The 25,988-nt window shown below is 43.5% G+C and carries 20 protein-coding genes; 10 read left to right on the top strand and 10 right to left on the bottom strand.

Annotated elements, in window-relative coordinates; genetic code table 11:
* Nucleotides 1-62: 62 nt before the first annotated feature.
* Together HUO09_RS13230 and HUO09_RS13225 are read left to right on the top strand one after the other, a co-directional pair.
* A complete protein-coding gene (locus tag HUO09_RS13230) occupies nucleotides 63-2,279 on the top strand; it encodes a glycoside hydrolase family 3 N-terminal domain-containing protein (protein ID WP_188234270.1) in 2,217 nt (738 codons plus the stop codon).
* Nucleotides 2,280-2,646: 367 nt separating this feature from the next.
* Nucleotides 2,647-5,004 carry a glycoside hydrolase family 3 N-terminal domain-containing protein gene (locus HUO09_RS13225; RefSeq protein WP_188234269.1) on the top strand — a complete coding sequence of 786 codons (2,358 nt, stop codon included), beginning with the start codon at nucleotides 2,647-2,649 and terminating at the stop codon, nucleotides 5,002-5,004.
* A 35-nt stretch (nucleotides 5,005-5,039) separates the two neighbouring features.
* On the opposite strand, the gene HUO09_RS13220 is transcribed toward HUO09_RS13225, so the two are convergent.
* The gene (locus HUO09_RS13220) at nucleotides 5,040-5,195 is read right to left on the bottom strand and encodes a hypothetical protein (protein WP_188234268.1); all 156 of its coding nucleotides are present in this window, start codon (nucleotides 5,193-5,195) and stop codon (nucleotides 5,040-5,042) included.
* 201 nt (nucleotides 5,196-5,396) lie between these two features.
* On the opposite strand from HUO09_RS13220, the gene HUO09_RS13215 reads away from it, so the two are divergent.
* Together HUO09_RS13215 and HUO09_RS13210 are read left to right on the top strand one after the other, a co-directional pair.
* The gene (locus HUO09_RS13215) at nucleotides 5,397-6,440 is read left to right on the top strand and encodes a LacI family DNA-binding transcriptional regulator (protein ID WP_188234327.1); all 1,044 of its coding nucleotides are present in this window, start codon (nucleotides 5,397-5,399) and stop codon (nucleotides 6,438-6,440) included.
* A gap of 48 nt (nucleotides 6,441-6,488) precedes the next feature.
* On the top strand, nucleotides 6,489-6,992 hold the full coding sequence (locus HUO09_RS13210; protein ID WP_188234267.1) for a GNAT family N-acetyltransferase: 504 nt from the start codon (nucleotides 6,489-6,491) through the stop codon (nucleotides 6,990-6,992).
* Nucleotides 6,993-7,013: 21 nt separating this feature from the next.
* On the opposite strand, the gene HUO09_RS13205 is transcribed toward HUO09_RS13210, so the two are convergent.
* Nucleotides 7,014-7,925, bottom strand: coding sequence for a LysR family transcriptional regulator (locus HUO09_RS13205; protein ID WP_188234266.1), 912 nt, complete (start codon nucleotides 7,923-7,925; stop codon nucleotides 7,014-7,016).
* A 104-nt stretch (nucleotides 7,926-8,029) separates the two neighbouring features.
* Here HUO09_RS13205 and HUO09_RS13200 point away from each other — a divergent pair, with 104 nt between their 5' ends.
* On the top strand, nucleotides 8,030-8,824 hold the full coding sequence (locus HUO09_RS13200; protein WP_188234265.1) for a TSUP family transporter: 795 nt from the start codon (nucleotides 8,030-8,032) through the stop codon (nucleotides 8,822-8,824).
* A gap of 54 nt (nucleotides 8,825-8,878) precedes the next feature.
* Here the strand turns inward: HUO09_RS13200 and HUO09_RS13195 are convergent, their stop codons facing one another.
* On the bottom strand, nucleotides 8,879-10,072 hold the full coding sequence (locus tag HUO09_RS13195) for a DNA-binding transcriptional regulator (protein ID WP_188234264.1): 1,194 nt from the start codon (nucleotides 10,070-10,072) through the stop codon (nucleotides 8,879-8,881).
* A gap of 189 nt (nucleotides 10,073-10,261) precedes the next feature.
* On the opposite strand from HUO09_RS13195, the gene xylB reads away from it, so the two are divergent.
* A complete protein-coding gene (xylB, locus tag HUO09_RS13190; protein WP_188234263.1) occupies nucleotides 10,262-11,713 on the top strand; it encodes a xylulokinase in 1,452 nt (483 codons plus the stop codon).
* A gap of 184 nt (nucleotides 11,714-11,897) precedes the next feature.
* Here the strand turns inward: xylB and xylA are convergent, their stop codons facing one another.
* Nucleotides 11,898-13,217, bottom strand: a complete 1,320-nt coding sequence (xylA, locus tag HUO09_RS13185; protein ID WP_167413060.1) for a xylose isomerase — start codon at nucleotides 13,215-13,217, stop codon at nucleotides 11,898-11,900.
* A gap of 397 nt (nucleotides 13,218-13,614) precedes the next feature.
* Here xylA and xylF point away from each other — a divergent pair, with 397 nt between their 5' ends.
* Genes xylF through HUO09_RS13170 form a run of 3 tightly spaced genes read left to right on the top strand, consistent with a single transcriptional unit; the run spans nucleotide 13,615 to nucleotide 17,360 of the window.
* Nucleotides 13,615-14,607 (top strand): D-xylose ABC transporter substrate-binding protein, encoded by a 993-nt coding sequence (gene xylF, locus HUO09_RS13180; protein WP_167413061.1) that lies wholly within the window; start codon nucleotides 13,615-13,617, stop codon nucleotides 14,605-14,607.
* Nucleotides 14,608-14,664: 57 nt separating this feature from the next.
* Nucleotides 14,665-16,188 (top strand): xylose ABC transporter ATP-binding protein, encoded by a 1,524-nt coding sequence (locus HUO09_RS13175; RefSeq protein WP_188234262.1) that lies wholly within the window; start codon nucleotides 14,665-14,667, stop codon nucleotides 16,186-16,188.
* The gene (locus HUO09_RS13170; RefSeq protein ID WP_188234326.1) at nucleotides 16,188-17,360 is read left to right on the top strand and encodes a sugar ABC transporter permease; all 1,173 of its coding nucleotides are present in this window, start codon (nucleotides 16,188-16,190) and stop codon (nucleotides 17,358-17,360) included. The genes HUO09_RS13175 and HUO09_RS13170 overlap by 1 nt, the downstream gene beginning before the upstream one ends.
* A 170-nt stretch (nucleotides 17,361-17,530) precedes the next feature.
* On the opposite strand, the gene HUO09_RS13165 is transcribed toward HUO09_RS13170, so the two are convergent.
* Nucleotides 17,531-17,902, bottom strand: a complete 372-nt coding sequence (locus tag HUO09_RS13165) for a helix-turn-helix domain-containing protein (RefSeq protein WP_188234261.1) — start codon at nucleotides 17,900-17,902, stop codon at nucleotides 17,531-17,533.
* A 155-nt stretch (nucleotides 17,903-18,057) separates the two neighbouring features.
* On the opposite strand from HUO09_RS13165, the gene HUO09_RS13160 reads away from it, so the two are divergent.
* Nucleotides 18,058-18,891, top strand: coding sequence for an SDR family oxidoreductase (locus tag HUO09_RS13160; RefSeq protein WP_188234260.1), 834 nt, complete (start codon nucleotides 18,058-18,060; stop codon nucleotides 18,889-18,891).
* 68 nt (nucleotides 18,892-18,959) lie between these two features.
* Here HUO09_RS13160 and HUO09_RS13155 read toward each other — a convergent pair whose 3' ends face one another.
* The 5 genes from HUO09_RS13155 to HUO09_RS13135 form a co-directional block, all read right to left on the bottom strand.
* Nucleotides 18,960-20,129: an iron-containing alcohol dehydrogenase gene (locus tag HUO09_RS13155; RefSeq protein ID WP_167412886.1), complete on the bottom strand. Its 1,170-nt coding sequence runs from the start codon at nucleotides 20,127-20,129 to the stop codon at nucleotides 18,960-18,962.
* Between the two features lie 199 nt (nucleotides 20,130-20,328).
* Entirely contained in the window at nucleotides 20,329-21,246 is a 918-nt protein-coding gene (locus tag HUO09_RS13150) for an AraC family transcriptional regulator (RefSeq protein ID WP_188234259.1), read from the bottom strand.
* A 416-nt stretch (nucleotides 21,247-21,662) separates the two neighbouring features.
* Nucleotides 21,663-23,441 carry an ABC transporter ATP-binding protein gene (locus HUO09_RS13145; RefSeq protein WP_188234258.1) on the bottom strand — a complete coding sequence of 593 codons (1,779 nt, stop codon included), beginning with the start codon at nucleotides 23,439-23,441 and terminating at the stop codon, nucleotides 21,663-21,665.
* Nucleotides 23,438-25,177, bottom strand: coding sequence for an ABC transporter ATP-binding protein (locus HUO09_RS13140; RefSeq protein ID WP_188234257.1), 1,740 nt, complete (start codon nucleotides 25,175-25,177; stop codon nucleotides 23,438-23,440). The genes HUO09_RS13145 and HUO09_RS13140 overlap by 4 nt, the downstream gene beginning before the upstream one ends.
* A gap of 359 nt (nucleotides 25,178-25,536) precedes the next feature.
* Complete coding sequence (locus HUO09_RS13135) at nucleotides 25,537-25,980, bottom strand: DUF411 domain-containing protein (protein WP_223159439.1); 444 nt, start codon at nucleotides 25,978-25,980, stop codon at nucleotides 25,537-25,539.
* Between the last annotated feature and the right edge of the window lie 8 nt (nucleotides 25,981-25,988).

Genomic DNA, 25,988 nt, shown 5'->3' with positions numbered 1-25,988 from the left:
TTTGCTGAAGCCAAAGAGTCACTATGCCAATAGAGGCTCTTTCTAAACAGAGAACAATAATAATGACAGAAACCTACATGAACAAAAACGCGACGGTGTCCGAACGTGTATCTGATCTGTTGAGCCGTATGACCATTGAGGAGAAAATCGGTCAGTTGACTCAACTTCCTGCCAACGTCGAAGGCAACACGGATAAACTGGAAGGGTGGCATATAGGCAGTTACCTTCATTGCACCGGTGATGCAGCAATGCGTTTGCAAGAGCGTGCTGCAAAAACACGTCTTGGTATCCCGCTTATTTTTGGTATTGATGCTATTCACGGTCACTGTTTCGATAACGATGCGACCGTGTTCCCCACTCAGCTTTCCGCTTCCTCAAGCTGGGATCGTGAACTGATGAGAGAAATGGCAAAAGTGGCGGCTAAAGAGGTACGCGCCACGGGCATTCACTGGACGTTTTCACCAGTGCTTTGTATAGGACGAGACGCACGTTGGGGGCGTGTGAATGAAACCTATGGTGAAGATGCGTGGTTAATCGGTGAGATGGCAGCAGAGACGGTTAAAGGGTATCAAGGTGAGAATTTCGCAAGCCCAGATTCTATTCTCGCGTGTGCTAAACACTATGTCGCTTATGGCGAAACAACGGGTGGCCGAGACTCTTACGAAGCCGATGTGTCTCGCCGTAAGCTCAAATCGATCTTCCTTCCGCCATTTCGCAAAGCAGTGCAAAAGTCAAAAGTGGCTTCTCTTATGACGGGGTATCACTCCAACGATGGTTTGCCTTGTACCGCTGACAAATGGTTGCTGACGGATGTAGCGAAAACGGATTGGGGTTTAGACGGCTTTATTGTTACTGACTGGGATAACGTCAAATCGCTGCACACTAAGCAGAAAGTAAGCCCAACAATTGAGGATGCGTGTTATCGCGCTTTGGTCGCGGGTAACGACATGATGATGTCGACCGCGGAGTTCTATGAAGCGGCGGTTAAGCTGGTTAAAGACGGGCAAGTGGACATTGAAGTTGTTAACAACGCCGTTGCTCGTATTCTGGCGAAAAAGTTTGAGTTAGGCCTGTTCGATGAGATGCGATTCTATTCGCCAGATCGCCAAGAAATCTTCGGTCTTCCACAGAACTTAGATCTGTCGATGGAAGCGAGCCTCAAGAGTATCGTAATGCTTAAAAATGATGGTATTTTGCCGTTGAAACCAACCAAAGATTTCACAGTACTGGTTGCCGGTCCCAATGCCGATGATGTTATTGCGCAATTGGGTGACTGGTCGTTTGGTTCGATGCAGGCTGGTGCTACAAACGATACTTTTCATCGTGAACAAGCCGTTACGACGCTTCAGGCTTTCCAAGCCGCTTCAAAGCAATATGGCTTCAAGGTTGAGTACGTGAAAGGTGCGGACTGCATTGACGGCGAGTTTGAGCAACCTGAAGAGTTAGCTCGCGCCTTGACTCAAGCTGATGTTGTCATTGCTTGTGTCGGAGATACATTAGCGCAAAATGGTGAGTTCCATGACAGAGCGAATCTGGACCTAACTGGTAAACAGCAAGCCATGTTAGAGCAGATTAAAGCTTCGGGCGTACCATTGATTGTTAACTTGGTTGCCTCTAAGCCGATGACAATCCCTTGGGTTGCAGAGAATGCGAATGCCCTGTTGTGTGGATTTAACTCAGGTACTAAGGGTGGGGAAGCGGTAAAACGAGTCATAGTCGGTGAGCATAATCCATCGGGTAAATTGACCATTTCTTTCCCATATCATGTTGGACAGTTGCCTGTTTTCTATAACAAGTATGAAGGTTGGCATGCACAGAACTCTCACACTACAGGTCATAAAGAGCGCTACATCGATATGCCAGAACAACCATTGTTTAGCTTTGGTGAAGGTAAATCTTATAGCCAGTTTGAATACAGTAATGTTTATTTGAAACAAGTTGTGATTGAACCAAATACCGATATTGAACTTTCACTCACAGTGACAAATAAATCGGATATTGACGGTACTGAAATTGTACAGGTTTACTTTAATGATCATTTCTCTACTGTTACTACACCAATTAAACAGCTATGCGGTTTTGAACGTGTTTATATTGCGGCTGGTGAAAGTGTCGATGTAACAATGACGGTTAATTTCTCTGATTTAGCGTTGGTCAATGCAGAACTTGAAGAGATCGTCGAGGCTGGAACATTTAGTTTAATGGTTGGCTCTTCGTCAAAAGATGAAGATTTGATCTCATTAGATTTTGAAGTGACAGAAAACACGAAAGTTCACTAATCGTATACTAAGCACTAACAAGCGGCTGATTGAACGGCCGCTTTTTCTATCTAAAGCCTCCGCTTGCTATCTAGCAATCTCAGTCGTTTCCACTTTTCTTAATTTTTTGCATTTTCATATCATTTAATTTGATTCAATCACTATTACGAATATTTATATTCGGCTTATTAAAAGTGGTTAATTTGACCATTTTCAAAAAATATAAAACAACTATTTAATGAAGGCTCTAAAAAGAAATTTATAGCGGATAATATATTTGGTATTAGGTGTTCAATATTTGGTAATTGAGTTCCACATGGAAGAAATAGGCAATATTTTAGTAGATATTAAGTCTATCAAAGTCATCAGCATCGCTTAGGTAAAAAATATGAACTACAAGAACTCATCTCTTTCGATAGCAGAACGTGTGAGCGACCTGCTTTCCCATATGACGGTTGAAGAAAAACTGGCACAAATGGGGGCTCAATGGTTGATACTTGACCCGGATGGCGAGCACAAAGAACGTGAGCTTGAAATGACAAGTGAAAACGTTGAGCGAACCGTCAAAGAGAAGCTCAAGTATGGCCTTGGTCAGATTTCCCGCCCGCTTGGAACTCATACTGTTGATGCTATAAATGGTGTGAAAGCGCTAAATCAGCTGCAAAAATTCTTAGTCGAAGAGACTCGACTTGGCATTCCTGCAATGGCACATGAGGAGTGTTTGGTTGGTCTCATGGCGAAAGGCGGTACGCTTTATCCATCATCGTTAAATTATGGTCACACTTGGAATCCTGAGCTGATTGAAGAAGCGGCAATGGACATTGGCCGACAAGCGCGAATGATTGGCACCAAACAGGGGCTTGCGCCAGTATTGGATGTTTCTCGTGATGTCCGTTGGGGACGAACAGAGGAAACATTGGGTGAAGATCCTTATCTTGTTGGCATCATGGCAACTCACTATGTGAAAGGGTTACAAGGTGAGAAACGTGATTTGCTGGCAACGCTTAAACACTTTGTTGGGCATTCAGCAAGTGAAGGTGCACGTAACCACGCTCCGGTAAATCTGGGTTTTAAAGAGCTCAATGATACATTTTTACTGCCGTTTGAAATGGCTGTAAAACTGGCGAATGCAGGCTCTGTCATGCCTGCTTACCATGATATTGATGGCGAACCTTGCCACGCATCCCATTTCTTACTGACTGAGATTTTACGTGAAAAGTGGGGCTTCGATGGATTGATTGTCGCGGATTACGGCGGTATTGATTTGTTAAGCTCGCACCATTCAATTGCAGAAGATCGTGCAAGCGCAGCGGCGCTTTCTTTCAATGCTGGTTTGGATGTTGAACTGCCCGATGATGCATGCTCAACAAAATTGGCAGAAGCACTGCAACGCGGTCTTATCTCAATAGAAAAAATCGATGAAATTGTTGCTCGTATATTAAGTAAAAAGTTTGAAATGGGGTTATTTGAGAACCCTTATACAGACGTTCCACTTGCCCCTCTACACAATGACGCGAGTCAGGACATTGCTTACAGAGTCGCAAGTGAATCGATTGTTCTGCTTAAAAATCAAGATCAGACATTGCCGCTGAAATTGGATCAAAAAGTGGCACTGATAGGAGCGACGGCGGATGACCAGCTTGCACTATTAGGTGGTTATAGTTTCCCTGTGCATCTTATTTTGAGTCAGGAAGACAGCACAGACAAAGTGTCGAAAACGCTTTTGGAAGCGTTTCAAGAGCGTTTTGAATCCGTTATGTACGCCAAAGGATGTGACATTTTGACAGAGCGTCACGCCAATGCTCCAGTTTTCCCTGGGGATGTTGATATGGCGATCAGACAGGCGGCAGAGTCGCCTATCAGCCGAGATATGGGGCAGATCGAAGCGGCTGTCGCAACGGCGGCGGAAAGTGATGTCGCTGTGGTTTGTGTTGGCGATTTAGCGGGTTTGTTCCAAACAGGCACGGTTGGTGAAGGTTCAGATTGCGACAGCTTAGCGCTGCCGGGTGTGCAGCAGCAAATGCTTGATGCGGTCTTGGATACAGGTAAACCTGTAGTGGTATTGGTGACCGGTGGGCGACCATACAATCTAGGTCGCGCTGAAGATGAAGCGGCGGCAATTGTGTTGGGTTGGGCTCCGGGTCAAGCGGGTGCAGACGCTATTGCTGATACCTTCACTGGCAAAAACAACCCAAGCGGAAAACTGACGATTTCGATTCCTAAAAACGTGGGTGCAGTACCGTATTTCTATAATCACAAGCTCAAGAGTGCAGGAACACCTATAGCCTATCACTTTGGTTCCAGTTTCAATTTTGGTCACGGTTTAAGCTATAGCGAATTTGAATACACTGGGTTTAAGGTGGCTTCACAAGAGTTAGGTTTCGAAGACACCGTCGAGCTATCGCTGACGCTAACGAATACAGGCCGTGTTGATGGCGCAGAAGTCGTACAGCTTTATGCTCGTGATGTGGTATCGAGTGTTGTCCGACCGATTAAGGAATTAAAAGGCTTTAAGAAAGTATTCCTAAAAGCAGGTGAGAGCAAAACCGTCGCCTTCCAGCTTCCTGTTGATATGCTCAACCTTACCAACCGTAACAACCAGCGTGTTGTTGAAGGCGGGGAGTTTGATCTGATGATAGGCTCTTCTTCGACTGACATTCAGTTCCGTCAAAGAATTCGTGTAGTCGGCGACGTTAACGTCCTGCCAGAAGCATGGCGAATGGTATGTGACGTTAAAGCTGAATAATAATATTTATACCAATTCCAGCAATTATCTAATCATTATTGCTTGTTAAAATCACCGATAGCAGCGTTAGAATTTTTATAATTAGAATAACTAGTTACTGCAAATTCTGCTTTGCTCTCGGTAGTTTTCTCGGCGCAAAATTCTGACCATTTAATTACTGGCATTGGTATTAGCAATGCAAATCCGGCCATAGGTCGGCTCTATTATCCTAGAGTTGTATGTTGGGGTAGTCATGACTTAACCAATCTGCGTAAACCAGCTCGGTTAATGGTCTTAATCTACCTTCTTCTTACCTCTAAAAAAACGCCAGTGCATTGTTATATGGATATCAGACGTCTGTGGTTTTAGCACAGCAGCAGCGAAAGACTTATATGGATATATGAATAATGGACATGATGACGAGTAAAAAGCCTGCCTCCATCTATGATGTTGCAAAGTTAGCGGGGGTTTCTCCCAGCACAGTTTCTAGGTACTTGAATCGTTCAACCTATGTGTCTGATGAGAAAAGCTACAATATTGAGAAAGCGATACAAAAGAGTGGTTACAAGGTCACATGTAAAGTCAAAGGTCCGGTCAAAGGGCGCTCGATGACCATTGGTGTATTGCTACAAAACGCAGATAGTCCGTTTATGAATGCAATACTGAAGGATCTGGAAGGCAGTTTGAGTAGCAGAGGTTATTCATTGGTGATCGCGACAGGTCACTGGAAGCGGCGGCTAGAAAAACATGCACTTGACTACTTTTTCAAAAGCCATGTTGATGGTGTGATTATTGTGTCTGGAGACTTATCTGACGAAGAGCTGATCGAGTATTCGTTGCACACACCCATCGTCGCCGTTGGATACAATAAGATTCAAGCGAATAACATACTGACCATAGAGTTTGATAATGCTCTTGGCGGATATCTGGCAACTTTGCACTTATTACAACAGGGACATGTCAATATTGCGCACATTAAGGGGCTGTGTACTCAGCCAGATGCGCACAAGCGTTATGAAGGTTATCGGCGTGCATTAAAAGATAGGGGAATTGCCATTAATTCTCGATTGGTAAAGCAAGGGGATTTTAGTTCAGAGCAAGGTTATCAAAAAACTCTTGAGTTACTTGACTCGAAAGTCCATTTTTCAGCCATCTTCGCCGCTAATGATCAAACAGCTTATGGAGCCATTAAAGCGCTGCACGATAGAGGATTAAAGGTTCCACAAGATGTTTCGGTGATCGGTTTTGATGACCTTCAAACGTCAAGTTACTTCACGCCAGCACTCACGACACTGCGTCAACCAATTGAAGAGTTAGGCAGTGTGTGCGCTGACGCGATATTTAAAATGCTCAGTGGTGAAGACCATACCGTACGCGTTCCACCAATCGATCTGATTGTGCGCGAATCGACATCATCTATTTTTGATGTTTACAAAAATATAAATCACAATCGCTGATCCAGTTCGAACCAATACTTTTGTCAGTGCAGTCAATAAGGCGAATAAATGAAGATCGTATGTGGAACAGCTAGGCTGGTGATTAGACATTTTGAACTAAGAGATGCGGAATTCATTGTTCGCCTGCTTAATGAGGAGGCGTTTATTCGCTGTATCGGTGATAAGAATGTCAGAAGCATTGAAGATGCGATGAACTACTTATCCAACGGACCACTGTTGAGCTATAAGACCAATGGTTTTGGTTTGAATATGGTTGAATTAAAAGAGACACATACTCCTATTGGTATGTGCGGCATCTTGAAAAGGCCTGAGCTCGATTCACCAGATCTCGGCTATGCGTTTTTGTCACAATATCACTCAAATGGTTACGCCAGAGAGGCGGCGACTGCAGTGATGAAAGCTGAGATACCAGTAAACAAGATCGAAAAAGTTTATGCAGTGACCTTCCCAGATAACGATACCTCAAACCGACTACTAAAAGACGTTGGGTTTCAATTAACGGGCACCATGATGCTCTATGGTTTAGAAAATAATTTGTATGAACACCGCTAACGGTATGCTTCTTATCAATTACTAACTTATAGATAAACGCTCAGGTAGCCGTTGTTTTACGTACTCTAAAAATGCGGTTACTTTTTGCGAACGATGAAACTGTTCAGAAGACAGAAGAGCTACAATGTCTGCTTCTTGCAGTTGATAGTCAGGAAGTACGCGAACCAATTTCCCGCTTTTAAGTTCTTCTTTTACATCCCATTCAGAACGTTGAATGATACCCTGACCATCAATACACCAATCTTTGGTCACGCGGCTGACATTGCTTGAAAGAACAGGAACCACTCTAACTCTGGTTTCACTCTTGGTTGTGGTATGGGTAAGCCGCCACATGGTGGCATCTTCATCATTTTCTCGCAAAGCAATGCAGCGATGCTGTTCTAGGTCTTTTGGTTGCTCAAGTGCTGGTGCAGATTCAAGGTAGGCCGGTGAGGCTAACAGTAATCGACGGTTTTTAGACAACACAATTCTTTTTAACGCAGAGTCCTGAAGGTGTCCTATGTAGAACATGATGTCTGGGCTGTTGTGTGCAGACCACTTTGGAATATCCGATAGATTCAGTTCAATACGAAGAGAAGGGTATAGCTGTTGAAATTCTGCTGCTAAAGGGCCGATGTGCTTTTCACCGAACCCAAGGGATGAAACGAGTTTTAAATCACCTGAAATGGCGAGTTTCTTCTCTGAAAGATCTTGGGTTAAGTGTTCAAGATCTTGTAACAGCGCCTGTCCTTTACTGGCCAGCACTTCGCCTTCGGTCGTCAATGAGGTGATTCGAGCATTCCTGTCGATCAACTTAACGCCAAGCTTGCGTTCAATATTTTGCAGCCGCTGCGAAACACTGGGAGGCGTAACATTCAGCTTTCGCGCGGCAGCAGCCAATGAACGACTGCCCGCTACAGTAATAAAAAATTCAATATCTTGTGACGATAGCATTAAGTTTAACCTTAATGATTAAGTAAATTATCGTTAATTTAACTACATATTGCCGAGTGGTACAAATAGTCACGCACACAAATTTACGACTAGGTGATGGAGATATGGACAACTTGTTTCAATTCAGTACGGTGGACTGGGTTTATGTATTTTTATTTTTAATCTCAATTATTGCGGGTGTTGTTGATGCTATTGCTGGTGGTGGAGGGCTGATTACTGTACCAAGCCTGCTACTGGTTGGCTTACCACCTATGACGGTATTGGGCACGAATCGACTGCAAGCGGTAATCGGCGAACTGACCACCTCTGTGATGTTTATGAGAAACAGACAGTTTCCCGCTCAAGGTATTGTTTTAGGTTTGGTATTTACGTCAATTGGCGCAGTGCTTGGAACCCTTGCGGTTGGAGTCATCGACAAACAAGTGTTGGAAAAATTACTGCCTATCCTGATGGTTGCGATCACCTTGTATTCAATCTTTGCCAAGAAACTGAAAGCAACGGAAGCAACAGAACCTGTGCTATCAAACACGCATTTTATGGTGGTATGTAGTTTGTTGATTGGCTTTTATAACGGCTTCTTTGGACCGGGTACGGGATCGTTCTGGATGTTGGCGTTCATCAGTCTGCTTGGGTACACCATTAAACAAGCGACGATGGCGACAAAGCCTTTGAACCTAATTGGCAACGTTATTTCTTTGATTCTGTTTATCTGGTTAGGCAGTGTTGATTATCAACTTGGCTTAATTATGGCTGGTGGACAAATCATAGGGTCAGTTATTGGCAGCAAATGCGTCATTTCGTATGGTAATCGTCTTGTGAGACCTGTGTTTATCTCAGTCACCTTGATCATGACCAGCAAACTTCTCTATGAAAACTTCGCTTCAGTTTGGTTTGTTTAAGCTTGGAAAAGGCGATGCGAAGACGGTTTGCACCATCTTCGCCGTTTTTAATCGTTAATCTTCGTTCGAAGCGTTGTTGCGGTAGTCTTTTGGTGTTTGGTCGAGGTTCTTCTTAAACACGGTATACATGTACTGCAACGATGGGTAGCCACACAACTCCGCGATTTCACTGATCGGCAAAGACGTGGTTTTGAGTAGATTACAGGCACGCTTCAATTTGGAGTTATGTATCTCTTCATGGATAGAGTGTCCACACTCTTCTTTAAATCGCGATTCCAAGTTGGATCTTGATATACCGACAGCCGCGAGGACCTGATCGACTTTAATGCCTTTACAAGCGTTGTGCCTGATGTAGTGCATAGCTTGAATGACATAAGAATCTTTTAAAGCGTGAAAATCGGTACTTTGTCTCTCGAACACTTTTGTTGGCGGAACAAGTATGCGAGGGATTTTAGCTGGCGAAGGAGTCGGTTCAGCGGAATGTTCGGTGAGTTTTTTGTGAAGAATTTTAGCAGCTCGGAACCCCATCTCTTTACATCCTTGACCTACCGAGCTTAGTGAAACCCGTGTCAGATAACTAGCCAGTTCCTCGTTATCGATGCCGATAACGGAGATCTTGTCCGGTACCATAATATTTAGGTGTTCACATACCTGAAGGATATGGCGCGCTCTTGAGTCTGTCACCGCAATAATTCCGGTTGGTGTTGGTAGCATTTGAATCCAGTCGGCAAGGCGGTTCATGTCGTATTGCCATGTATCGGAAGACGTCTGGTTTCCTCTGAATATTGAGCCTTTGTAGCCTTCTTTCGCCAAGATGTCTTGAAACGCGGTTTCTCTCTCGTGTCCCCATCTTTTCCAAGAATGGGAAGGAATACCGTAGAAGGCGAAATTTTCTAAACCTTTTTGTTTGAGGTGTTGAAAGGCTAGTTCAACCAGAGCGTAGTTGTCAGTCGCCACATAAGGGACGTTGGGATAGTCTTCTTCTTTGGTATACGACCCACCTACAGCAACTATCGGCACATTGATATTTTTTAGGCTTTCGACAACTTTAGGATTGTCGAAGTCGGCGATAATACCGTCACCTTTCCAATGTTTTAAATTATCTAAATGTGTAGTGAAATCTTCTTCCAAAAATATATCCCAAGCACACTGAGATGCTTGTAAATATTCACCAATACCTTCTATCACTTGGCGATCATATACTTTATTGGCATTAAATAGCAGGGTGATGCGAAAATGTTTGTTCATATTTTATTTATTTCGTTTTTACCCGCGATACTAACACTTGAAATCAGTTATCTCACGTGATCTATAACACAATAAGCAAATTGAAGAATGGTGGTACAAAAAAACATAATTGTTCGCTCTAGCAAACCGGAAGAATATTAAAATCAGGTCAACTTATTTTTAAATCCAAAATTTGGAAGGAGCATAACCATGTATATGGGGATCGATTTAGGTACATCTGGAGTAAAAATAATACTGCTGGACGAACATGACAAAATCGTAGCATCAAAAACAAAGCCCTTATCGGTTTCTCGACCGCATGAGCTCTGGTCGGAACAAAATCCGGTTGACTGGTGGACGGCGACAGAAAGCATTGTTAGCGAGTTAAAAGATGAGTTCGAACTTTCACAAGTACGCGCCATTGGGTTATCCGGTCAAATGCACGGCGCGACACTGCTTGACCAGAATGGCAAGGTGTTAAGACCCGCAATATTGTGGAACGATGGCAGATGTTTTGAGGAATGTGTTGAGTTAGAGCAACTGGTAACAAACAGTCGAGATATCACTGGCAACTTGATGATGCCTGGATTTACTGCGCCTAAACTGAAATGGGTACAAAGACATGAACCAGAAGTGTTTAGCCAAATTGATAAAGTACTGTTACCTAAGGATTACCTAAGGCTCATGCTGTCTGGTGATTACGCCTCAGACATGTCTGACTCTGCGGGAACCATGTGGTTGGATGTGGATAAGCGAGACTGGAGCGACGCGCTACTCAAAGCGACAGGGTTAGGCAGAGAGCATATGCCTAAACTTTATGAAGGTACAGAAGTGACCGGACACCTGAAGAAAGAACTCGCTGAGTTATGGGGAATGTCGTGTGTACCTATTGTTGCGGGTGCTGGAGACAACGCTGCAGGAGCGGTAGGTGTTGGCATCACAGAACCGGGGCAGGCAATGTTATCTCTTGGTACTTCGGGTGTTTACTTTGCGGTCAGTGACGGTTTCATCGCGAATCCTGAATCGGCGCTGCATAGTTTCTGTCATGCGTTACCGAAGACTTGGCATACTATGTCTGTGATCCTTAGTGCCGCATCTTGTCTGGATTGGGTCGCTAAGCTTACCGGACAAGAAGACGTAGGAACCATGCTCAAAGACGTTGAAGAGCATGCCGATCCAAAATCAAAAGTGATTTTCTTACCTTATCTCTCAGGTGAACGCACGCCTCATAACGATCCAAACGCCAAAGGTGTGTTTTTTGGTATGACTCATTCCACTACTAAAGCTGAGTTAGCATTAGCTGTGCTAGAAGGGGTAAGTTTTGCTTTGGCTGATGGTCTAGATGCCCAACACTCAGTGAGCTCTGCTCCGAACGAAATTTCCCTGATTGGTGGCGGGGCGAAAAGCAGTTACTGGCGACAAATGCTGGCTGATATCTCAGGCATGAAGCTGGTTTATCGTTCTGGCGGTGAGGTTGGTCCGGCGCTGGGGGCGGCGAGGTTAGCAAGGTTAGGCACAGAAGTAGGAGTGACGGTCAAAGATGTTTGTCCTGTGCCTGAATTAGTACAAACTCACTTGCCTGATGAAAGCAAAAAAGAGTTGTATCAGACGAAGAGGAAGGTATTCCAAGCACTTTATACGCAAGTGAAAGATTTATTTTAGTCGTTATATATTCATATTCAGGTTAAACAATCAAGTGTTGCTTATTTATAAGCAACACTTTTTATATGGGCTAAAGAATTTATAAAGACGGATACTTATAAGCATTGAATTACATATATTGAACACAAATAAAAAAGCCAACCTCAAGATTATTAAGGTTGGCTTTTATATAACTTAGAATCAACTATTTGTAGATGAAACCATTCACAATATTTTCAAGCAACTCTTGTTTGCCAGATTCTTTAACTGGTGAAATGTTATTGTCGACAGCATATTGAGCCACTGACTCTAAAGACATATCGCCTGCAAGAATCTTTTTACCTAGCTCTTCGTTCCAACCCGCGTAGCGTTGAGAAATTGACTTAGATAGAACGTCGTTCTCAATCATGTCCGCAGCACGTTTGAGTGAAAGTGCCATAGTATCCATACCGCCGATATGACCGTGGAATAGGTCTTCTGCATCGATAGATGGACGGCGTAAGCGAGCGTCGAAGTTAAAGCCACCTGTAGTGAAACCACCAGCTTTCAAGATTTCGTACATAATTAGCGTGTTTTCTTCCACACTATTCGGGAACTGGTCAGTGTCCCAACCTAATTGCGCGTCACCGCGGTTTGCATCGATTGAACCAAACAGACCTAACGATGTAGCTGTCGCGACTTCGTGATGGAAGCTATGACCAGCAAGAGTTGCATGGTTGGCTTCAATGTTCACTTTGATTTCGTTTTCAAGACCGAACTGCTTTAGGAAACCGTATACGGTTGCAGTGTCATAGTCGTACTGATGCTTGGTTGGCTCTTGAGGTTTTGGTTCAATTAAAATGGCACCTTTGAAACCAATTTTGTGTTTGTGCTCAACAACCATCTGCATTAAGCGGCCAAGTTGTTTGCGCTCTTGGCGTAAATCAGTATTCAACAGTGTTTCATAACCTTCACGACCGCCCCACAATACGTAGTTTTGACCGCCTAAGCGTTGTGTCGCGTTCATTGCGTTGAAGATTTGTGTTGCAGCGTAGGCAAATACTTTAGGATCTGGGTTGCTGCCTGCACCTGCCATGTAGCGTGGGTGAGAGAAAGCGTTCGCAGTACCCCAAAGTAGCTGCATACCGGTTTCATTTTGTTTTTGCTCTAATACATCAACCATTTGCGCGAAATTGTTGATGTACTCTTTAATGCTATTCCCCTCTGGTGCAACGTCAACATCATGGAAACAGTAGTAAGGAACACCTAATTTGGTGAAGAAATCAAATGCATGGTCAGCTTTGACCATAGCCATTTCCATATCGTTTGCACCGTTTGCCCATGGACGGTCAAAAGTTCCCGCGCCAAACACATCGCTGCCTGGCCAGCAGAAGTTGTGCCAGTAGCATGCTGCAAAACGTAAATGATCTTTCATGCTCTTACCTAAGATCATTTTGTCTGCATCATAGTGTTTAAATGCTAAAGGGTTAGTTGATTCGCTCCCTTCATATTTAATTTTGTTTATATTCTTAAAAAATTCAGTCATCGTCGAGGCTCCGTTAATCTTTTGACTTAAATGCAGGTTTAATATTTTATGAATTAATCATATTCGGCAATTATGTTTTTTTGTTTTCAATATTACCTATTTTATTAATGAGACTTTGGTCAAAAATAACCAGAATTAATTTGGGGTTCTCTATTTATATTGACTTTAAGTTGTTGATTTTAATAGGTTGCACAAGTATTCATGATTCAGAGCTATGTGGTGACTTAAATCATATATTTCTATGATGATCACATTTGAAATAAAAAACAAAAAAACATAAGACACAAATAAGATGAGAGAAAAGACTTTTCAAACTTATTCTACATAGAATTCTTGTGTTCACTATTAATGGTGAATAAACCCTACAAATAAATAGTGCAATACAAAGGAAAGTATAATGAAAAAGCTATTAATTCTTGTATGCTCCGTTCTTGTTTGTCTAAGTTCCCCTGCCTTTGCTAAGTCGTTAAAAATAGGCATGGTCATTGATGATTTACGACTAGAACGTTGGCAAAAAGACCGAGATATTTTCGTTGATAAAGCTGAAGAACTGGGAGCGAAAGTATATGTCCAGTCAGCAAACGGGAATGAGCAAACTCAGATTTCTCAAATTGAAAATATGATCTCACGTGGCGTTGATGTATTAGTCATTATTCCAACCAACGGCGGAGTTCTGTCAAACGTAATTAGTGATGCAAAACGCGATGGTATTAAAGTTTTAGCGTACGACCGCCTTATTAGTGATGCAGATATCGACTTCTACTTGTCATTTGACAATGAAAGAGTGGGTGAAATGCAGGCGCAAGCAATGTTGGATGCAAAACCTAAAGGAAACTACTTCCTAATGGGTGGTGCACCTACGGACAATAACGCGAAACTATTCCGCAAAGGCCAAATGAATATTCTTCAGCCTAAAATTGACTCAGGCGATATTAAAGTTGTCGGCGATCAATGGGTTAACTATTGGCTAGCAGAAAACGCATTGAAAATTATGGAAAATGCGTTAACTGCGAATAACAACAAGATTGACGTTGTGGTTGCTTCAAACGATGCAACGGCAGGTGGTGCTATCCAAGCACTAGAAGCGCAAGGCTTAGCGGGTAAAGTCTCTATTTCAGGTCAAGATGCTGACCTAGCGGCGTTACGTCGAATCGTTGATGGCACTCAAACTATGACGATTTACAAACCAATTAATACGCTTGCAAGCCGTGCTGCTGAAATCGCAGTGGAACTCGCTGATGGCAAAACACCAGCACAAAACTCTTCTCTCAATAACGGTAAGAAAGATGTACCGGCTTATTTGTTAGATCCTGTAGCTGTTACTTCGAAAAACATTAAAACAACTGTTGTTCGAGATGGATTCCACGCTGAAAGTGAAATTTATCAATAATAGTAATAAAAGCGTTAAGAGATTCTCTTAACGCTATTTTTATTGGGAGAGACAACTATGTCTTCTTTATTAGAAATGCGAAATATCGTTAAGTGCTTTGGCCCTGTAAGAGCGCTTGACGGTATTAGTATTAGTCTTAATAAAGGTGAAGTATTATCCTTGTGCGGTGAGAATGGTTCAGGTAAATCGACCTTAATGAAAGTCTTATGCGGTATCTATCCTCATGGCGATTATGAAGGCGAAATTATATATAACGGAAAAGTAATTGAACCCAAAAACATCTCTGATACGGAAAGTATTGGTATCGCAATTATTCACCAAGAACTCACCTTAGTTAAAGAATTGAGTATCCTAGAAAATTTATTTCTAGGGTCAGAAATTTGCACGCGCGGAATATTAAATCACGAGTTAATGCATTACGAGGCAAAACTATTATTAGAAAAGGTTAATTTGCCTGTATCACCGGAAACAAAAGTTGGAGACTTGGGGGTAGGTCAACAGCAGTTAGTCGAAATTGCTAAGGCGATGTCTAAGAATGCCAAGCTATTAGTGCTTGATGAACCAACGGCGCCTTTAACCGAATCGGAAACAGAAATCTTACTTAACCTGGTAAAAGAACTCAGAGAATCGGGTGTGAGTTGTATCTATATCTCTCACAAGCTTGGTGAGGTAAAAGAGATCTCTGACCATATCTGTATCATCCGCGATGGGGTACATATCGGTACTAAACAAGCAAGTGATATGACAACTGACGACATCATCACCATGATGGTTGGCAGGGAAATGAAGCAACTCTTTCCAAGAGAAGAGCACGACATTGGTGACGTTGTACTGGAAGTCAAAAATGTTAACGCTTGGGACAAATCAAATTCCGCTATTCCAAAAGTAAAAAATGCGAGTTTCCAATTACGTAAAGGTGAAATTCTCGGTATTTCAGGGCTGGTGGGCGCAGGTCGCACTGAGTTAATGGAGTGCTTGTACGGCAGTTATCTTGGCAGAAATGAAGGCCAATATTTCCTGCATGGAAAGAAAATAGAGATAAACAACAGTAAGGATGCCTTGGATTTTGGTATCGCGATGGTGCCTGAAGATCGCAAGAGAAATGGCATAGTGCCGATCATGTCTGTTGGACAAAACATGTCTCTGTCTGCCCTCGATTCATTGTCAAAATACGGTGTGTTAAATGACACACTCGAATCAAACATTATCAAAGAGAACATCAAACAGCTAACCGTCAAAACGCCAAATGCTGAGCTTTCTATTAAGAATCTCTCGGGTGGTAACCAGCAGAAAGCCATACTGGCAAGATTTCTAATGGTTAATCCAAGTATCTTAATTTTGGATGAGCCAACACGGGGTATTGATGTCGGAGCAAAATACGAAATCTACAAGCTGATGTTTAAATTAGTTAAACAGGGCATAAGCATCATCATGGTTTCTTCCGAATTACCTGAAGTGCTGGGCATTAGTGACCGTGTGCTTGTGATGCACGAAGGTGTCATCAAAGGTGATTTGATTAACCAAGACCTGACTCAAGAAATCATTATGGATTGTGCATTATCAGAAGGAGTAACCGCGTGATGGAACAATCAACAGAATTAACTAAAGACTCCAACGCTAGCCTGTTAAGTCGATTAAAAGGCGGCAATTTTCAGATGCTGGTGATGGCACTAGCGATCGTATTTATCATGATCTTTTTCAGCATCATGACTGATTGGAGCTACTTAACTCCGCGAAACATTTCCAACCTGTTCAGACAGACTGCGATCACTGGAATATTGGCGATAGGCATGGTCTTTGTCATTATCAGTGGCGAAATTGACTTGTCGGTAGGTTCAATGATGGGCTTACTTGGCGGATTAGCAGCGATTCTCGATGTTTGGTTTGGTTTACCGCTACCTGTGACCATTCTTATTACGCTTTGTTCAGGTTTAGTTTTGGGCGCTTGGAATGGTTGGTGGGTGGCATACCGCAAAGTACCTTCTTTCATCGTAACCTTAGCCGGATATCTTGCTTTTAGGGGTATCTTAATTGGTATTACAAACGGCACGACAGTGGCTCCGATTTCTGAAGTGATGGGCGTCATCGGTCAAAGTTATCTGCCAAACATGTTAAGTATTATTGCCGGTGTTTGCTGCCTATCGGTTTACTTTGGTTGGCAGAAAAAACGCAATGTGATGCGTAAGAAATACGAATTGTCTGTGCCTTCAATGCAGATATCTCTGGTCAAAAACACACTAATTGGCCTTGGTGTACTTTCCGTTATCTTTATTCTTAATGAATACCGTGGTGTACCTACACCAGTGCTACTGCTTACTTTCTTTGTACTTGTCGGCTCTTTCATCGCTACAAAGTCGAGATTTGGCCGCCGCATTTACGCTATTGGCGGCAACATTGAAGCCAGCCGTTTATCAGGCATCAATGTTGAACGCACAAAACTGTTGGTCTACGCGATGAATGGTTTCTTAGTCGCTGTTGCTGGATTGGTTTTGAGTTCTCGCTTAGGTGCGGGGTCACCGTCAGCAGGTAACATCGCGGAGCTAGATGCTATCGCAGCTTGTGTCATCGGCGGTACGAGTATGGCTGGTGGCGTGGGCACTGTGTTTGGTGCGGTTATCGGTGCGTTTATCATGGCGTCACTCGATAACGGTATGAGCATGATGGATGTGCCGACTTTCTGGCAATACATTGTTAAAGGCGGTGTGTTACTGCTGGCGGTTTGGATGGACAGCGCAATGAAGAAACAACGTTAAGATATTTTAATAATAAAAGCGGTCTCACACCCCCAATGAGGGACTGCTGCTTCTGATTCTATTAACCTTTCCCGGGTATGGGTCACCACTGTGTAATGCAGTGGTGTTTTTTTTGTTCAAGGTGAGCGTGTTTTCGACACTGTTGTGCGCGAATTTAGCTGCTAATAAAATTAATTTTCTGCCAACTTCGCATCGTAATTTTCTTGAGCGGTAATCACGGCATCCATGTTTTTCTCTGCCCAGTGGGCGAGTGCTGCGACAGCTTCGGTGAGCGTGTCTCCCAATGGGGTCAACGCATATTCAACCGTAACCGGAACCGTTGGGAACACGGTTCTTGTGACTAATCCATCCCGCTCTAATTTCTTCAACGTTTGCGATAGCACCTTTTGAGATATGCCTTTGATATCTCGCTTTAAGTGATTAAAACGAACCGGCTCATGGCTCAGTTTATCTAAGATGAGCATTGCCCATTTGTCCGCAATGCGATCCAAAACTGCTCGCGTCGGGCAGCGGTTTTCATAAACGTCATACGCAAAATCCACGATTTATCCTCTATGCTCAAATCACAGGATGGTTACTTCAAAGTTACCTTGTTACCAAAAAGTGCCTTCTTCACAACTCGGTTTGAAGAGTATAGATTAATCATTAAGTATCCTTCAACAACATAGTATCGAAAATATACTTAGGAGATTTAACAATGAGTAAAGTATTGGTCTTAGGCGCATCCGGTAATGTTGGCCGCCCTTTAGTGGAAGCATTATTGGCAAAGGGTGAACAAGTGAAAGCCGCATCCCGCAGCGGTAAATCGTTCGGTGCAGCAGAAGGTGTGGTGTTTGATTACACTGATCCTTCAACATTTGAGTCAGCCTTTGACGGTGTTGACCGCGCATACGTCATGCTCGCGGGCGGTTATGTGGAATCTAAAGCACTGTTAATTCCAGTAATCGAAGCTGCGGCAGCACGCAATGTCAAAGTGGTTTTCCAAAGTGTGTTGGGCGTGGATGCCGATGACTCTATCCCATACCGTCAGGTTGAAATTGCTTTGGAAAACTCAGGCGTTCCTTACGTTATTCTTCGTCCAAACTGGTTCTCTGATAACTTCCACACGTACTGGAAAGCGGGGATTGACCAAGGCGTGATTGCCGTTCCAGCAGCAGAGGGCGAGTCGAGCTTTATTGATGTGCGTGATATCGCTGAAAGTGCAGCAGCAGTTTTGACGACCGATCAGTTCGACAATCAAGCGTTCAATCTAACGGGGCCAGAAGCTTTCAGCTATGCAGAAGCAGCAGCTAAAATCAGTTCAGCGTTAGGTAAGCCTGTACAGTATCAAGCAATGGAAGACGGCGCGTTTTGTGACATGCTAAAAGGGGTGGGTGTACCAGCGGATTACGCGGAATTTCTGACTTCGATTTTCTATCCAGTTCGCGAAGGTTGGACTGCGGGTGTAAGCGATGCGGTACAAGTGTTAACCGGTAAACCAGCACGTAGTTTAGACACCTATATCAAAGATCATTTGGCGGATCTTGCATAATTAAAGGTGATAAAAAAACGCCAGTAATGCTGGCGTTTTTGTCTATCAACAATGAACAAAGAGGAGGATTAGTAACACTCTTCCAGAATGTTCAGTACTTCTTCTGTTGTCAGCTTTTTGTAACCATTACCTAGAATAACGGTAGATTCTGCGATTTTTGGCAGCATCTCTTTGGTTGCACCAAGTTCTTCAAGTGACGTTACGATGCCACACTCTTTTGTGAATGCTTCTAATGCATCAATACCTTCAAGTGCGATTTGCTCTTTGGTTTTGCCTTCTGCAGAAACACCCCAAACCTGAGTTGCGTAACGTACAAACTTATCCAAACCAAATTTGTAGATTAGGCGATAGTAAGGCAGAGAAACAGCCGCCAGACCCATACCGTGTGCACAGTCAGTGTAAGCACCTAACTGGTGTTCAATCATATGAACTTGCCAGTCTTGAGTCTTAGAAAGACCGGTAATTGTGTTGAGTGCCAAGGTCGCGTTCCACATGATGTTACTGCGAGCTTCGTAATCCTGAGGATCTTTAAGCGCAACACGTAGGTTATCGATAGAAGACTTCAATAAGCTTTCGATGACGTAGTCAGTGGTGTTTGCGCCTTGGTCAGAGAAATACTGCTCCATCAGGTGTGACATTGTATCGAACACGCCACTCACCATTTGGTACTCAGAAACCGTGAAGGTGTACTCTGGGTTCAAAATAGAAAACTTAGGATAAGCGATAGGTGGGAATACACGACCCGCTTTAGTTTTGCTCTCTTCGTGAGTAATAACCGAACCACCATTCATTTCTGAACCAGTACCTACCATAGTCAGAATTGAAGCCACAGGTACCACTTCGTTAGAAACGTCTTGCCACTCAATCCAGTATTTTTGGAATGGGTCTTGGTCAGTACAGTGTGCCGCGACTGAAATACCTTTTGCACAGTCTACGACAGAGCCGCCACCTACAGCCAGAATCAGGTCAACGTTGTGTTCACGCACAAGCTCAACACCTTCCATCATTTTGCTGTAAGTAGGGTTTGGCATAACACCAGAAAGCTCAACAACTTTCTTACCTGCAGCAGTCAGGCTTGCGATAACTTTGTCGTACAGACCGTTTGATTTGATTGCATTACGGCCATAAACCAACATAACCGTGTCACCGAACTTAGGCAGTTCGCTGTCTAATTTCGCCAGTGAGTCTTTACCAAAATGAATGGTTGTTGGGTTGTAGTAAGAGAAATCTAATTGCATTGTCACACCCTTCTTGAGAGTTACAGTTCGCGTGTTGGCTTAGCCTGACGCTAACCGGGTTATGCATCCACAATTCAAAGCAGATGACGTTTAGTATAAGAGATATTCTATATACAGAACGAATATCGATGAATGTCAGATCCTCTCTTTGTCTTGCCTATTCTTCCAAAAAATCACTCAGCAGCACAAGTTATTGGCTTTAAACCATGTTGGATTCGCGCAATGCTTTGATGTCTTTCGAAGGGGGAGAACCGAATAAGCGGCTGTACTCGCGGCTAAATTGAGAAGGACTTTCATAGCCTACTTTAAAGGTGGTCGCCATAGCATCGAGATTCTCAGTCAGCATCAAGCGTCGCGCTTCGCTTAAACGCAGTTTCTTCTGAAACTGTAGCGGTGTCATAGAGGTCATAGATCGGAAGTGTGTGTAAAACGCAGACTTGCTCATGCCACTGTAAGAGGCAAGTTCTCCGACACTAAGCGGTTTCACAAAGTTGCTTTTCAACCACTCAATGGCTTTTGAAATCTGATGGCTGTGACTACCGTCGGTAACGATTTGGTTTAATCGAGATCCTTGTTCACTCATCAGAAGCCGATAAAAAATCTCGCGTTTAATCACCGGAGCGAGAACTTTGATCGACTCAGGTTCATCCATTAGTGAAAGCAGACGGACAAAAGCGTCGAGCAGTGGTTGAGAAAGAGTACCGACAGCGATGCCTTTCTGTGCTTCTCTGTTGTGGGTAAAAGAATAGTCACTGTCGACAATCAGTTGCGAGATCTCCTGCAAATCCAGTTCTAATATTAGCCCTAAATACGGCTTCTCTTTACTCGCTTCCATAATGTTGGCAGTGATAGGGAGATTCACTGAAGAAATGAGAAAATGGTTGGCGTCGTATATAAAACTATCTTCTCCTAAGAGAACTTGTTTTTTACCTTGAGCAATCAAACAGATGCTCGCATTATGAGTGTAACTGGTGGGCGGTGTTGGGGCTTCCCAGTGGCTTAACCTTAGTCCCGGAATACTCGTGTGATTGCCAAACTGGTTACTCGTTCTTGTCCATTTTTCGATCAAGCTACCTAATTTGGAATGAGTGTCGGAGACAGGTGTTGTACGACTCATAGAGTTTCCTTTTAGCCATTTGCGAACCGCTGTGGCTAGATTTGTGAGCAAGTGAATAGTGTAAGAATATTAGGCAAATCAATTTAATCAAGCTGCAATTAACATAGGTGACTTATTCCGGATAACGTTGATAACTAATTTATTGATATTTTTGTATTAAAACTAATCAGTGAAGCGCTCTCTGCATTTTAAAATGCCAGCTGCTTACACAGTACTGTGACTATTTGTGGATGATTAGGCAATTTTTCAAGTGGGGCTGGTGAATGAGTATTGGGAGATAGGCACAAATTTTCTCTCTTACTAATTCGAAACTCGAAACTAGCACTTTAAGCGATAGTACTATGTTATTTGGTGACAATGTCACATATTGGGTTGTCTATTCAAAAAAAGAGTGGCTATTTAGCCACTCTTTTCTCTTATCGTTCCGCTTCGGCTACCATTCTTTCTTGCTGCTGAAGTTGGTACATGGCTTTGTAGCGCCCATGATCCACTTGCATCAACTGATGATGGTTACCTTGTTCGATAAGGTGTCCTTTATCCAGCACTAATATACGGTCTGCGTGATGAATGGTAGACAAACGGTGCGCAACAACGATCAGCGTGACTTTGCCTCTCAACTCGTTTAACGCTCTTTGTACGATTTGTTCTGTTTCGCTGTCGATGTTGGCTGTTGCTTCATCGAGCAGCAAAATCTTTGGTGAACCAGCTAAAGCGCGAGCAATGATCAGTTGTTGTCTTTGTCCGGTTGATAGTCTTAATCCGCCTTCACCTAACTGAGTTTGATAACCGTCGGTCATCTGCATGATTACATCGTGCAGATGTGCCTGTTTGGCTGCCAGCTCAACGGCTTCTTGGCTCAAGTTTCTACCCATATCGATGTTATCAAACACGGTTGTTGCTTGAACAAAAGGCTCTTGTGGGATAAAGCCAATCAACTGGCGCAATGTTTTGGGGGCGTATTGGTTCAGTTCATGCCCGTCGATCTTGATTGATCCTGACTGCGGCTGATAGAAGTTAAGCAGCAGGCTGAGTAACGTTGATTTACCGCTGCCCGTATGGCCGACAATAGCGAAGAACTTTCCTGACTCTACGGTGGCATTGATATTGTGCAGCACTGGTTTGTCCGCTTGGTAACTGAACGTCAAGTTTTCAATACTTAAATCACCTTGTTCAATGTGATTCCAGCGCACTTCTTTTTGTCCTGAAGAAGGCTCTTGCAGCAACTCGTAAACACGATCACCGGCGACAACTGCCTGCTGATAAAGACTGAAGCGCTGAGTGATCTCAACCAGAGGTTCAGTAAAACGCCCTAAGTAACTCAAGTAAGCGTATAGAACACCCACTTCCGCCACGCCTTCTACCACTTGCAAGCCAAAGAACCACACCACGCCAGCTAAGATCAGAATGCTTAACAAGTTAATCGCAGGGCGAAGCAACATTGAGCCGACAATCACCGCTTTTAAACGCGTATCGTAATACTGGCTGTTAATCTGTTCGAACTGCTGCTGTTTATTTTGCTGTTGGTTAGTGGCTTGAATAACCGTCATACCGCTGATCGACTCGTTCATAGTCGAGTTAATATCAGAGCGTAGCTGACGGCTTTGCGTCACCGCTTTAACACTGAATTTCTGATAGAGATAAATTAAGCTCACAACCGCAGGTATCAACGCCAGCGCCACCAGCATCAACTGCAAATCCAGTATTGCCATAGCGGTCAAGATACCAATCAGCAAAACCAAGTTGGCTAAGATGTTCGATAAGAACTGCACATAGATATCTTTGATTGATTCGGTGTCGTTGGTAATACGGCTCACCAACTGACCTGTCCGTGAGTAATCAAAAAACGACACAGGCAAGGTCAACACATGTTTAAACAATCGCTTACGTATGTCTAATACCGCGTTAAGCGCAATATCTAAAAAGCGTAGGGTTTGTTGATATTTTAAATAGGTACCCAATAGCACTGAAATGATGAACAGAGCGATAACGCCAACCACAGGCCAAACAGGGTAGTGATTCTGCATCACGAATTCATCGATAAACACTTTGCTCAGCATAGGGCCAAGCACGTCAAAACCGGTCGCGAGTACCACCAGTAACAAGGTTTTTATAAACAGTGCTTTTTCAGCGAATACATAGCTCATCAGGAGTTTGATTGAGCCTGAGCTGTTTTTCTCTTTCATTGTCTTGCTCATATCAGCTCTTCCTCCAAAGCTTGCTCCATCTGTTGATAAGCCGCCATTCGTGAATACCAACCATCAAGGCTAATAAGCTGATGATGTTTACCGCGTTCAATGATTTCGCCATGTGAAAGCACAATGATCTCATCTGCGTGTTCAATGGCAGACAGGCGATGACTGACCACAACGACGGTTTGTTCTCTACGTTGTTGAAGGTGCTTAATGATGAGTTTTTCAGTTTTAATATCAACGGCGGACAGGGCATCATCCAACACCAAAATCGGCGCTTGGCTAATTAAAGCTCGGGCAATTGAAATCCGTTGACGCTGGCCACCGGAGAGTGTCACGCCTCGTTCTCCTACTAGGGTCTGATAACCATCAGGGAACTGAAGTATGTCGTCGTGAATCGCAGCCAGTTTTGCCGCGTGATAGACATCTTCATCGGTTGCGTTTGGCATTCCAATACGGATGTTTTCCATGATGGTCATACTGAACAGAAAAGCATCTTGTGGAACGTAGGCATACAGACCGCGCAACTTCGCCAAAGGAATATCAGCTATCGAAACACCAGAAACGGAAATATCCCCTTGAGTAGATTCCCAATAGCGCATCAACAAATGAAGCAGAGTCGATTTCCCTGAACCAGTTGCTCCCGTAACGCCTAGCACTCGGTTTGGCTCAACAGTGAGTGAGAGGTTTTTCAGTGTGCTTTGATTGGTGTCTGGGTAATCAAATGTCAGATCTTTTACTGCCAGCGCGTAGCCGTCAGGCATTTGTGTGCCTTTATCTACAACGGAATCTGGCAATTTCAATAACGATTCCAAGCGACCAATAGCCGCGTTACCTCGTTGCAAAATGTTCATTAGCCAGCCGAATGCGTACATTGGCCAAATCAGTTCAGACAAATACAGGGTGAAACTGGTGAGCTGACCAACGGTCAATCTCTCTTGACTGATCTGCCAACCACCCACGATCAAAGCAATCAGCAGTGCAGATCCAAGGCTGAGCTGAATGATCGGGTCAAACAAGGCTTCTGAACGCTGCACATTATAGGTAGTGCGAGCGGATTGCTGGGCAATCTGTGCAAACTTGTCTGACTCAATTTCTTCACGCCCCATCGATTTGATCAAACGGATTCCGGACACCGATTGTTGGGTTTGTTCGTTAAGTGTGGAGAACGAATCCAGCGTTTCCTTAAACTGGTGATGAATACGATTCGACAGTTTGTAGAAACCATATCCCATAAACGGAAACGGAATAATCGCTAAGATCGCCAGTTGCCAATCAATGAAAATGAACATCATGATCAGTACCAGAATAAAGGTCAGTAATCCGTCGAAACCAGACAAGATACCTTCGCCAGCCGCGACTTCGACGGCGTCGATATCATTGGTTGCTCTCGCCATTAAATCGCCAGTCGAGTGGATGTTATAAAACGCCTGACCTTGGCGCAGAAGGCGGTGATAGAACTGTTCGCGAAGTATGTTTCCCAATTTATAGGAGGTGCCAAACAACATTCTGCGCCATCCGTATCTCAGCAAGTAAACAAGAATACTCACGCCTAACAGTGCAAATAAATAGAATTCAGCCTGCGAAAAATCTTTGGTCTGTAAAAGCTTATCGATGGCGTTACCAATAAGCCACGGAACCGCCATGTTGAGCATAGCGACGGCAAAAAGCATCGATAACGCGATGGCGTAAGTTAAACGATGCTGGCGGAAAAACCACTTTAGATGTTGATATAACTGCATTGCTGACGTTTCTTATATTTGTTGTGTTGTTTCATTGTTAGAGAGGAGAAATGAACACTTATCACTTTTGTTTGTAAAAGTTTAAAGTGATCACGAAGTAGACTCTACCAACCTGAGGTAAGTTTTGAAATCGAAATTTGGTTTATACTCTTCCTATTTGAAGCTGCAGCGGTGTTGGCTACGTTCGTTCACCCCAATCACATAGTCTCTCTATGCTTATGGGGTTCACTCACTTGCCGCCTACCTGCAACTCCAAGTAGTTTGAGTATAGTTTTCGTTGATGAAGAGAGAATTAAGAAAGAGGCTGGGTAAGAGATATACCCAGCCAGCAGAGTTGCGTGGTTAGTACTGTCTAACGATCAGTACTTCTTATACAGAGAAAGTTTGCCGTCTTTATCAAACGCAATCACATTGAAATCTTTATAAGGCTGATTAGGCGCAGCCATACCCGGTGAATGTTGTGGCATTCCCGGAGCGGCTAAGCCTGAAATGTTCGCTGGACGCTCGGTAAGCAAACGCGCGATATCTGATTCTGGTACGTGGCCTTCAACCATGTAGCCATCAATCACCGCCGTGTGGCAAGACATCAACTGATTCGGCATACCAAATTGCTTTTTCACTGAGCTCCAATCGTTTTGATGATGTACGTTCACTTCGTAGCCTTTCTCTTCCATGATTGCTGCCCACTCTTTACAGCAGCCACAAGTAGGGGATTTGTAGAGATCAATCGTCGGTTTTGCAAACGCCGAAAAGCTCAATGTTAATGCAGACAGAGCTATCGCTTTTAATAAGGTTTTCATCATTCATCCTC

Origin of the sequence: Vibrio sp. Y2-5 (genome assembly GCF_014596725.1) — a bacterium.
Lineage (GTDB): Bacteria > Pseudomonadota > Gammaproteobacteria > Enterobacterales > Vibrionaceae > Vibrio.
This window is presented reverse-complemented; position numbering and strand designations above follow the sequence as displayed.